Source organism: Gemmatimonas sp. (genome assembly GCF_044344655.1).
Lineage (GTDB): Bacteria > Gemmatimonadota > Gemmatimonadetes > Gemmatimonadales > Gemmatimonadaceae > Gemmatimonas.
The window spans coordinates 1-10431 of sequence record NZ_JBIJCN010000068.1 but is presented as its reverse complement, the minus strand read 5'-3'; the positions used below and the strand labels follow the sequence as shown (position 1 = coordinate 10431).

The following is a 10431-nucleotide window of genomic DNA, read 5'->3' as shown; positions in this document are numbered from 1 at the left end:
AAGCTACGAGTCTGTCCCGTTTCCCCGGGACGCGTGTCTGCTGTTCGGGCCCCGAGGATCGGGTATCCGTAGTGGCAACACGTCTGCCACGGCCCACCGGGTGTCCCGGGGGCTCATCGGTTACCCTTTGCCGGGGGCCGCTCCGCGGGCACACGCCCACGGTCCACGGCTTCTCCGCAACACGCACGGATCACGTTAGCATGAAGACCTACAGCGCGACCCCGAAGGATATCGACCGTCGGTGGTACATCGTCGACGCGGAAGGAATGGTCCTGGGCCGGCTCGCGTCCGAAGTCGCGAAGATCATCCGCGGCAAGCACAAGCCCATGTTCACACCGCACATGGACACGGGTGACTTCGTCATCGTGATCAATGCGTCGAAGGTACAGGTCACTGGCCGCAAGGCGGAACAGAAGACCTACTTCAGCCACACGGGCTACATGGGCCACGAGAAGCACACGCCGTTCGCGTCGGTGCTGGCCAAGCACCCCGAGCGGATCATCGAGAAGGCCGTGTACGGCATGCTCCCGAAGACCACCCTGGGTCGTCAGGTGCTGCGTCGTAAGCTACGCGTGTTCGCCGGTGCTGAGCACCCGCACATTGCGCAGAGCCCGGCCAAGCTCACCTTCTCCAACGCCGAGGCCAAGTAATGTCGGAACAGATTCAGGCCGTTGGCCGTCGCAAGGAGGCGGTCTGCCGCCTCTACCTCACCCCCGGCACGGGTAAGTGGGAAGTGAACGGTCGCACGTTGGGTGACTACTTCCCGCGCCCCACGCTGGTGTCGGCGATCCAGCAGCCGTTCACCCTCACCGATACGCTCGGTCGTTTCGACGTGAAGGCCGTGCTCGATGGTGGCGGTGTGTCCGGTCAGGCTGGGGCGGTTCGCCTCGCCGTGGCCCGCGCCCTCGTCAAGGTTGACGAGAGCAACAAGAAGAAGCTTCGCGAGTTCGGCCTCCTCACGCGTGATGCGCGCGAGGTCGAGCGCAAGAAGCCGGGCCGCGCTGGCGCCCGTAAGCGTTTCCAGTTCTCGAAGCGCTAAGAACGAACTCCCGGCGTCGGTGGCGCGTTCGCGCCTCCGCCGGGACGCTCGTCCAGTATATCTCACACTCGGTCCGAGCTGGTGGCGGGTGCTGTTGCCGGTCAGGGAACAGTCGCCATCGGCCGTGACGGCCGGGGACGAATTCACAAAACCTCACGATACACACTCATGGCCAGTCCCTCCCTCGAGCAGCTGCTCGCCGCGGGCGTCCACTTCGGGCATCAGACCCGTCGGTGGAACCCCAAGATGCGCCGGTTCATCTTCGCCGAGCGCAACGGCATCCACATCATCGACCTCCAGAAGACGCTCCGTCAGATCGAACTGGCGCAGAAGCTCGTCCGCGAAGTCGTGCTGCGTGGTGAGAACGTCCTCTTCGTCTGCACCAAGCGTCAGCTCGCCGCGATCGTTCGCGACGAAGCCACGCGCTGCGGCGGCATGTTCGTCACCGAGCGTTGGCTCGGCGGCATGCTGACCAACTACCAGACGGTCAAGAAGCAGGTCAAGAAGCTCAAGGAGCTCGAGGCCGGCAGCGAGGATGGCTCGCTCGCGAACTACACGAAGAAGGAACAGCTCCTCATGTCGCGTCAGCGCGAGAAGCTGTCCAAGTACCTCTCGGGCATCAAGACGATGAACCGCCTCCCGGGGCTGCTGTTCATCATCGACTCGAAGAAGGAGCGCATCGCCGTCTCCGAAGCCAACAAGCTCGGGGTGCCGATCGTTGCCATCGTCGACACGAACGCTGATCCCGATCTCATCACGGTGCCGATCGCCGGTAACGACGACGCGATCCGTTCGGTCGAGCTCATCGCGAAGGTGATCGCCGATACAATCGACGAGGCGCGTCGTGAAGCGCCCGCCCGTCCGAGCGAGGAGGAGCAGGAGACGTACACCTTCTCCAGCGATCGTGGCGCCGAGCGCGCGGATCGCGGTGATCGCCGCGACCGCGGTGGCGATCGGGGTGGCAACCAGGGTGATCGTGGTGGTGAGGGGGGGCGTGGTGCCCGTCCGCGCCGTCGCCGCGCCAAGCCCGAAGCGATTGCCGCCCGCCTCAAGCCGACCGGCGAGGCCGAGGCCGGCGACGACGCAGCCCCGGCCGACGCCGAGTAACCTCCGGCTGCACGCACGGGATCCGATCGGCCCTTCGGGGGCGGTTCGGATGCAGGATCGCGACGCCGCCGGCAACTTCCGGCGGCGTTGTTGTAGCACCCCCCGCGCGCGGCGCGGGCCGCAGCACTCTCCGACGTATACTCTGCACACTTCAGCGATAGAAGGAATCCACGATGGCGATCACGGCCAAGGACGTCTCGGAACTCCGCCAGCGCACTGGCGCCGGCATGATGGACTGCAAGAAGGCGCTCGAGGAGAACAACGGCGATATGAACGCCGCCGTCGAGTACCTGCGCAAGAAGGGTATTGCCAAGGCCGAGAAGCGTGCCGATCGCTCCACGAGCGAGGGCATCGTCGGCGGTGAGATCTTCAACGACGGCACCTCCGCCGCTCTCGTCGAAGTCGCCTGCGAAACGGACTTCGTGGCCCGCAACGAAGACTTCGGCAAGATTGTTGCCTCGCTCGTCGCCCACCGCGTGCAGTCCACCGCCGGCGACATCGAGGCGTTCCTCGCAGAGCCCATGTCGTCGAGCCCGAGCGAGTCGGTGGCCGAGTACGTGAAGGCGGCCGCTGCGAAGACCGGCGAGGCCGTCAACGTGAAGCGCACCGCCCGTTTCGACGCCGGCGAGAGCGGCCAGGTGGGCATGTACCGCCACCACAACGGCAAGCTTGGTACGCTCGTTCAGATCACCGCGTCCTCGCGCGAAGTGGCGCAGCACGAGGCCACCAAGGAGCTCGTGAAGTACATCGCCGAGCACGTGGCCGCTTCGGCGCCGATCGCGGTGGACCGTTCAGGCGTCTCGGCCGAGAAGCTCGAGAGTGAGAAGCGTGTGGCGGAGGCGCAGGCGCGTGAGGCCGGCAAGCCCGATGCGATGATCGAAAAGATCGCCACTGGAAAGGTCGAGGCCTTCCTCAAGGACGTCACGCTCCTGCCGCAGGCGTGGGTGCGCGATGCCAGCATCACGATTGCGCAGCTTGTCGCCGACCACGCGAAGAAGGCGGGCGGTACGATCACGGTGGACCGCTTCGCCCGTCTGCAGCTCGGCGCCGAGTAAGCACAATGAGTGACGCCGCGAAGAGCGCTACGGCGCAGAGCGGGTCCGACCTGCGCTTCAAGCGCATTCTCCTCAAGCTCTCCGGTGAAGCACTGGCCGGGGAGCGTGGGGTGGGCTTTGATTTTGAACGCATCGGCTTCTTCGCCGACCAGATCGTCGACGTGGCGCGCATGGGCGTGCAGCTCGGCTTGGTGATCGGCGGTGGAAATATCGTGCGCGGTACGCAGCTCTCCCAGATGGGGATGGATCGCGTGGGCGCCGACTACATGGGCATGCTCGGCACCGTCATCAATGCGATGGCCTTGCAAGACGTGCTGGAGAAGAAGGGGCTCGACACCCGCGTGATGACGGCGATCCGCATGGAGGAGCTGGCGGAACCGTATATCCGGCGTCGCGCCCTGCGGCACTTCGAGAAGGGCCGGACCGTGATCTTTGCCGCGGGAACCGGCAACCCGTATTTTTCGACGGACACGGCGGCCGTGCTGCGGGCCATCCAGATGAAGGCAGACGTCATCATCAAGGCGACCAGCGTGGATGGCGTCTACTCGGCGGATCCGAAGAAGGACCCGAAGGCCACCCTGTACGAGACGATCAGCTACCGCGATGTGATGCTGGAGGAGCTGCGAGTGATGGACCAGACGGCCATTACGCTGTGCAAGGAGAACCAGCTGCCGCTCGTCGTACTCAACCTTCACCGCCCGGGCGCGATCGCGCGCGCCATCATGGGCGAACGCGTGGGGACACTCGTTTCATGAGCATTGCCCAGATCCTGAAGGATGCGAGGGCCGGCATGGAGAAGGCTCTCGACAACGCCAAGCGTGAGTTCTCGAGTGTGCGCTCGGGCAAGGCGTCGCCCACCATGCTCGATACGATCAAGGTTGAAGCGTACGGGGCCCTGCTCCCGCTGAATCAGGTCGCGTCGGTCTCCGCGCCCGAGCCGCGGATCCTGCTCGTGACTCCGTTCGACAAGGGGCAGGCGAAGGTAATCGAAAAGGCGATCCGCGAGTCCGATCTCGGTCTCGATCCCGCGCACCAGAATGGGATCATCCGCGTCCCGCTGCCAAGCATGACCGAGCAGCGCCGCAAGGAGCTGGTCAAAATCCTCAACAAGCTCGCCGAAGACGGAAAGATTGCCATCCGTCACGCGCGGACTGATGCGCGCGACAAGATCAAAAAGGTCGACGGCGTCTCCGAAGACGACAAGAAGCAGGCGGAGAAGGATATCCAGAAGGTGCACGACGACGAGATCGCGAAACTCGAGGCGATCCTGAAGGTCAAGGAAGCCGAAATCATGGAAGTCTGAGTCCGCGCGGCGGACTCTCTCTGTCACGTCCTCCCGTCACCGCCCCTACCCAGCATGACTGACACCGAGTCGGATCTGTTGGCACGCATCCACATGCATGGGGTGGTGCCGCGGCACGTCGCGATCATCATGGACGGCAATGGCCGATGGGCGCGTGAACGACACATGCCGCGCCCGTTCGGTCACCGCTCAGGGATGAAGGCGGTGCGCGCGGTCGTCGAGGGGTGCCTCGAGGCCGGCGTGAAATGGCTGTCGCTCTTCGCGTTTTCCCAGGAGAACTGGCAGCGACCGGAGACAGAGGTCTCCGCGCTCATGTCGCTGCTCGAGGAGTTCATCGCCCGAGAGGCCAGCGACCTCGCGGCCCAAGGGGTCTGTGTGCACGTGCACGGTGACCTCGATCGGCTCAGTCCGGCCGCTGCCGCCGCCGTGCACCGCATACGGCACGAAACGGCCCATGGGGCTCGGCTCGGCCTCAATTTGTTCATCTCGTATGGCGGGCGCGCAGAACTCGTGCGGGCCGCTAGGCTCCTCGCCGAGGACGTGCAGCGCGGCCACCTTGCGCCTGACGCCATCGATGAACAGGCGTTCCGCAGTCGGCTCTTCACGGCTGGCTGCCCCGACCCCGATCTCCTCATCCGGACGTCGGGTGAACAGCGTCTCTCGAATTTTCTGCTCTGGCAAATCGCCTACGCGGAGCTGTACATCTCCAGTGTACTCTGGCCCGACTTCGATCGGGCGGCGCTGTATGAAGCGCTCTGCGACTTTCAACGTCGTGACCGTCGCTTCGGCAACGTCAGCACGTAACCGCCCACATCGTGAACGAACTCGGTCGTCGTGTCATCGTGGCGCTCATCGGCGCGCCACTCGCGTTGGGCCTCCTCTGGATCGGTGGTGCACCGCTCGCCACGTTCACCGGTGGACTCGCCGGACTCGCGGCGTGGGAGTTCTTCCGGATTGCCCGCGCGGGAGGCAGTACCCCCATGAGCGTGGTCGGCGTCGTTCTCGCGGCGCTCATTCCGGTAGGCGTGCATGGGCACTACCTCGGCGTCCTTCAGGTGCCTCTCTACACGTGGGTGCTGGCAGTCGTCGCCATTCTGGGGCTGGCCATCTGCTTGCGGGGGGCGGATGGTAAGCCGCTCGGCGCCGCCTCCACCACGGTGTTCGGCATCCTCTATACCGGCGCCACGTTGAGCTTCCTGTACGCGCTCCGCTACCACAACTATGCCGTGGGGGACGCAGCGGGCGCTTTGGCGGTGATCTTCCCCGTGGTATTGACGTGGGCGAGTGACACCGGGGCCTACTTTTCGGGACGACTGATCGGCGGGCGCAAGCTCGTTCCCTCGGTGAGCCCGGGCAAGACAGTGGCCGGGGCGATCGGAGCCCTCGTCGTGACGGTGGCTGCCACGTATGGTTTCGTCGAGCTCCTGCTGATCCCGACGGCGCAGCTGGCGTTCACTCCGTTGGGCATCGTGGTGTTCGGCCTCGTGATCAGTGTGGTTGCGCAGATCGGCGATCTCGCCGAGTCGCTGCTCAAGCGTGAGGCTGGCCAGAAGGACAGCGGCACCTTGTTCCCTGGCCACGGTGGCGTGCTCGATCGTTTGGACTCGCTGTTCTTTGTGCTGCCGGCGGCGTACGCGTTGTACGACCTGCTGCTCATTCCTGCGCCTGGCGCACGCTGAGGTTCACGTGCATTCCAACTCTTCAGTGAACGTCGCGGGGGGGCGCATCGGTGTCGCGCTGCTCGGGGCCACTGGCTCCATCGGGACGAGTGCGCTCCGTGTGTTCGAGCGGCAACGGGAGCGGTTCACCCCTGTTGCACTCACCGCCTACGGCAACCGTGCGGCGCTGGCAGAACAGGTGGCGCAGTGGGCGCCTGCCTATGTGGGGCTCGTGCAGGAGCATGCCGACGCTCCGGAATCGTGGGGCCGTGGGGCAGCATGTCTCGTTGAGGCGGCGACGCATCCCGACGCGCACGTGGTGATCAACGCGGTGGTGGGCGCGGCTGGTTTGCCTGCCACACTGGCGGCCCTCCGCCTCGGTAAGCGCGTGGCGCTGGCCAATAAGGAAACGCTGGTGGTAGCCGGCGACATTGTGACCCGCACGGCACGTGAGCATGGCGGCGAGCTCCTTCCAGTCGACAGCGAGCACTCCGCAATTCTGCAGTGCCTCGCGGGACGCCAGCCGCACGAGGTGAAGCGTCTTATTCTGACGGCTTCAGGCGGGCCATTTCGCACGTGGCCGGCGGAACGCATCGCCGGCGCCACGCGTGTCGATGCGCTCAAGCACCCCACCTGGCAGATGGGGAGCAAGATCACCATCGACAGCGCCACGCTCGCCAACAAGGCGCTCGAGGTCATCGAGGCACACCATCTCTTCGGCGTGCCGTACGACCGCATCGAAGTGGTGGTGCACCCACAAAGCATCATTCACTCGTTCGTGGAGTTCGTGGACGGCAGCGTGCTCGCGCAGATGGGGGTCCCCAGCATGGAGTTGCCGATCCTCTACGCACTCACCTGGCCGGAACGTGTGCCCGACAGCGGCGTACCATCCTTCGATCCGGTTACAAGCGGCGACCTCACATTCGAGGGGGTCCGCCACGACGTCTTTCCCATGTTGCAGTTGGGGATCGGGGCAGGACGACGGGGAGGGGCGGCGCCGGCCGTGTACAATGCGGCCAACGAAGTCGCCGTTGCCCACTTCCTCTCGGGGCGGCTCGGCTTCAACGGTATCGCGGAGCGTGTGGCCGCCGCATTGCACGCGCTCGGTTCCATGCCCGGCGATTCGCTCGAAGCGTTGCTTGCGGCCGATACGGCGGCACGGGAACACGTACATGCGCACGTTGCACAGGCGGAGAACGGAAACTGATGGCTGCACTGTCGATCTATATCGCCCCGTTGCTTGTCTTCGGTCTCGTGGTGTTCGTGCACGAGCTCGGGCACTTCGTGGCGGCCAAGCTGTGCGGCGTGTACGCGCCGGTCTTTTCGCTCGGCTGGGGCGGGCGGCTGTTCGGCTGGAAGCGCGGCGAGACCGATTATCGGGTGTCGCTGATTCCGCTGGGAGGCTTTGTTCGCATGGCGTCGCGCGAAGACGAAGCCCTGGTTGGAATTGAGGGCGGGGCGGCCGACCGTGGCTCGCTGCAGAACGCCCCGGAACGGCCCACGAACATCTCCCCGGCGTTGTGGGACCCGCAGGGCATGGCGCCGTTCGGTCCTCGCCCCGTTCCGGCCAATCGGTGGGTGGAGAGCAAGTCCACATCAGCGCGTGTGTTTATGCTCGCCGCCGGCGTGATCATGAACATCCTGCTCACCATGACGGTCACGAGTGGAATTTATTATCGCTACGGCAAGGCTTATCTGCCGGCGGTGATCGACTCGGTCGTCCCCGGCGCGCCAGCGGCTGCCGCCGGCCTTGCGTCCGGCGATCGCATTGTGGCAATCGATGGCGACTCCGTGCGCGCGTGGGAGGAAGTGATTGCCCGTGTCTCGCCCGTGACTTCGGGTGTCGTCACGTTCGATATCGTACGCAATGGTGCGCGCTTGCAGAAGCAAATCACGCCGCAGGCCGCCGATGCGCAGGACCCGGTGACCGGCGCCCCCCGCAAGGTGGGGCGTGTGGGCATGATGGTGCGCGACTCGGTGGTGCGGGAGGCGGTGAGCGCGGGGGAGGCGGTCGCCAATGGCAGCCGCGCCACCTGGGGGATGGCGCGCAACGTGTTCTCGGTGCTCGGTGGTCTCGTGTCCGGCGAGGTCTCCGCCAAGAACCTCGGGGGGCCCATCCAGATCGCCCGCACCTCCGTGCAGGCCGCCCGCAATGGCGCGGAAACCCTTTGGTCGCTCATTGCCTTTCTGAGCCTCAATATCGCCATTCTGAATCTCATCCCCATCCCCGTACTCGACGGTGGCCAGATACTCATGGTCCTCGCCGAGCGCATCAAGGGGAGCACCTTCAGCCTGGGCACGCGCGAAGCGTTCGCGCGCGTGGGGGTGCTTGCGGTATTGGCGCTCATCCTGCTTGTCACGTTCAACGACCTGCGTTCGGTCTTCACGCAGTGACGGGCTGGCGGGCCCCGTGGGGCCGAGCGGTCGGCGTTGCGCTGTCGGCTGTACTCGCCGGCTGCGCCCCCGCTGGGATGTTGATCGGGCGTGTGCGCCCCGCGTCGCCTCCCGCCGCATCCGCATTGCCGCGCATCCCGCGGGACGCACCACGGTTCGAAATCGACCGTGTGAGCGATTCTACTGCGACCTTCCGAATGCAGGAGGCGTGGTGGATCGAGGCAGGGATGGTGAGTTATGTGGTCGATCCCATGCAACGTGATGCACTGGTGGCCCGGCTACGCATCATCACGCGGGATAGCGTGTTCGCCACGGCGCTGGTGACGAGTCAGGTAGCCCGCGTGCGGCCCGAGCACTTTCTGCTCGTCCCGAGACCGCCCGTCCCGTGGTGGCGCAATCAACGGTTCTGGGCGGGTACCGCGCTCGGATTCACGATTGGCGCGGTCGGCGTCGCGAGCGCTCGCTGAGCACGTGGCGGTTTCACGGGCCACACGGCTCGGTGCCTCAGCTGCAAAAGAGTTTGCGGGGGAGGGGACTCGCGTTGCCGCTCGTCCGGACGACGATCGTGTCCGAGAAGGTGATGCAGCGAGGGGCCGAGATTCGCATGAGATATCGGCCGGTCGGCAACGAGAAGGAGACCGCGCTGTCGGCACGGGTTTCTAGGGTATTTCCCCCGTCCAGCGACAGGAACGAAACGCGCGCGTCCCTCGGCTCGACGCGGTAACGCACCACGGCGCAGCCTCGCACGGGGAGATCGATCACGAGGCGTTGCCCGGGCGTCACCCGTGTCAGGACTGTGTCATGGAGCGCCGTGTGGCACGTGGCGGGTGCGTCGGGCACCACGGCACGTACCGTCAGTCGAGGTGCGAACGGCACCTCTCCCCGCCAGCGTCCCACGGCCACGAGGCGATTGTCCACGTACAGCTGCGCCGAATCCGGGGCGGAGAGGTCGAGGCGAACCCTTCGGACCGGCGCCGGGATGGGACGGTGTCGTGTGGTGTCGCGTGTGGTGTCGCGTGTGCTGTCGCGTGGTGGGCCGGAGGAGGCCAACGGAATGCCCGAGCCGCTGGCGGCGCCGCCACGAGCGGTCGGGTTGCCTGTGCTGTCGATCGAGGTGGGCCGGGGGCTGGGGGCCGCTGATGATCCCGAACTTGTGCGCCCCCAGGCCATCCAGCCGGCCAGGACGGCGACCAGACCGAAGACCGCGGCTGTCAGGAGTCTGTGAAAGCGGCCTGGGACCTGAGGGCGGAATGCCTCGACGGTGCGGGAGCCGAGGCGCGGCAGGGTGGCCGCGTGCGCCGGAGCCGAGGGCAGTGCGGCGAGTGCATCCACGAGGGCCACGGCGCTTGGCACGCGGTCCGCCGGGTCCTTGGCGAGGAGCCGAAGGAGGAGCGCCTCGAATTGAGGGGTGAGCGCCGGTGCATGCGCCCGTGGTGAACTGGGCGGCGTTTCGACATGAGCACGGGCTACGGTGTACCAGTCGTCCCCTTCGAACGGGAGACGCCCGGTGGCGGCGCGGTAGAGTGTCGCTCCCAATGAGTAGAGATCGCTGCGGTGATCGAGTTCCCGTCCGCGGGCCTGCTCCGGGCTGAAATAGTGCGGCGTGCCCTCGACCGTATTGGTGTCGCTCGGGAAGGAGCCCGATGGGAGGGCGCGGGCCAGCCCGAAATCGGCCACCACGGCATCGCCCGATTGGCTCAGGAGGATGTTGTCCGGCTTGATGTCCCGGTGAATCACCCGGCTGGCATGCGCCACGGCGAGGGCCGCGGCGATGCCGATTCCAAGCCGTACGCACTCCGTCTCCGGGAGGCTGCCGACGAGCGCGAGCCGCCGTCCGAGGGTGAGGGGGTGCAGTTCCATGGCCACGAACGCGGT

General features: G+C 66.0%; 12 protein-coding genes. 11 read left to right on the top strand and 1 reads right to left on the bottom strand.

Translation table 11 applies throughout. The features are described from left to right. Window positions 1-200: 200 nt before the first annotated feature. The 11 genes from rplM to ACIQ51_RS13260 all read left to right on the top strand — a co-directional run bounded on the left by rplM (window position 201) and on the right by ACIQ51_RS13260 (window position 9023). Window positions 201-650: a 50S ribosomal protein L13 gene (gene rplM / locus ACIQ51_RS13310; RefSeq protein WP_396205544.1), complete on the top strand. Its 450-nt coding sequence runs from the start codon at window positions 201-203 to the stop codon at window positions 648-650. After that, window positions 650-1039: a 30S ribosomal protein S9 gene (gene rpsI, locus ACIQ51_RS13305; RefSeq protein ID WP_396205543.1), complete on the top strand. Its 390-nt coding sequence runs from the start codon at window positions 650-652 to the stop codon at window positions 1037-1039. The genes rplM and rpsI overlap by 1 nt, the downstream gene beginning before the upstream one ends. Before the next feature lie 168 nt (window positions 1040-1207). Then, window positions 1208-2146 carry a 30S ribosomal protein S2 gene (rpsB, locus tag ACIQ51_RS13300; protein ID WP_396205542.1) on the top strand — a complete coding sequence of 313 codons (939 nt, stop codon included), beginning with the start codon at window positions 1208-1210 and terminating at the stop codon, window positions 2144-2146. A gap of 173 nt (window positions 2147-2319) precedes the next feature. After that, window positions 2320-3201 (top strand): translation elongation factor Ts, encoded by an 882-nt coding sequence (gene tsf / locus ACIQ51_RS13295; protein ID WP_396205540.1) that lies wholly within the window; start codon window positions 2320-2322, stop codon window positions 3199-3201. Between the two features lie 5 nt (window positions 3202-3206). Further along, window positions 3207-3956 (top strand): UMP kinase, encoded by a 750-nt coding sequence (gene pyrH, locus ACIQ51_RS13290; protein WP_396205539.1) that lies wholly within the window; start codon window positions 3207-3209, stop codon window positions 3954-3956. After that, window positions 3953-4504 carry a ribosome recycling factor gene (gene frr, locus ACIQ51_RS13285; RefSeq protein ID WP_396205538.1) on the top strand — a complete coding sequence of 184 codons (552 nt, stop codon included), beginning with the start codon at window positions 3953-3955 and terminating at the stop codon, window positions 4502-4504. The genes pyrH and frr overlap by 4 nt, the downstream gene beginning before the upstream one ends. A 54-nt stretch (window positions 4505-4558) precedes the next feature. Further along, window positions 4559-5308, top strand: a complete 750-nt coding sequence (locus ACIQ51_RS13280) for an isoprenyl transferase (RefSeq protein WP_396205537.1) — start codon at window positions 4559-4561, stop codon at window positions 5306-5308. Between the two features lie 11 nt (window positions 5309-5319). Next, a complete protein-coding gene (locus ACIQ51_RS13275; protein ID WP_396205536.1) occupies window positions 5320-6183 on the top strand; it encodes a phosphatidate cytidylyltransferase in 864 nt (287 codons plus the stop codon). A 7-nt stretch (window positions 6184-6190) separates the two neighbouring features. Then, window positions 6191-7369 carry a 1-deoxy-D-xylulose-5-phosphate reductoisomerase gene (dxr, locus tag ACIQ51_RS13270; protein ID WP_396205535.1) on the top strand — a complete coding sequence of 393 codons (1179 nt, stop codon included), beginning with the start codon at window positions 6191-6193 and terminating at the stop codon, window positions 7367-7369. After that, entirely contained in the window at window positions 7369-8556 is a 1188-nt protein-coding gene (gene rseP, locus ACIQ51_RS13265; RefSeq protein WP_396205534.1) for an RIP metalloprotease RseP, read from the top strand. Before dxr ends, rseP begins: the two co-directional genes overlap by 1 nt. Before the next feature lie 170 nt (window positions 8557-8726). Next, window positions 8727-9023 (top strand): hypothetical protein, encoded by a 297-nt coding sequence (locus ACIQ51_RS13260; protein WP_396205533.1) that lies wholly within the window; start codon window positions 8727-8729, stop codon window positions 9021-9023. Window positions 9024-9060: 37 nt separating this feature from the next. Here the strand turns inward: ACIQ51_RS13260 and ACIQ51_RS13255 are convergent. After that, a partial coding sequence (locus ACIQ51_RS13255; RefSeq protein ID WP_396205532.1) for a protein kinase occupies window positions 9061-10431 on the bottom strand: 1371 nt, incomplete at its 5' end.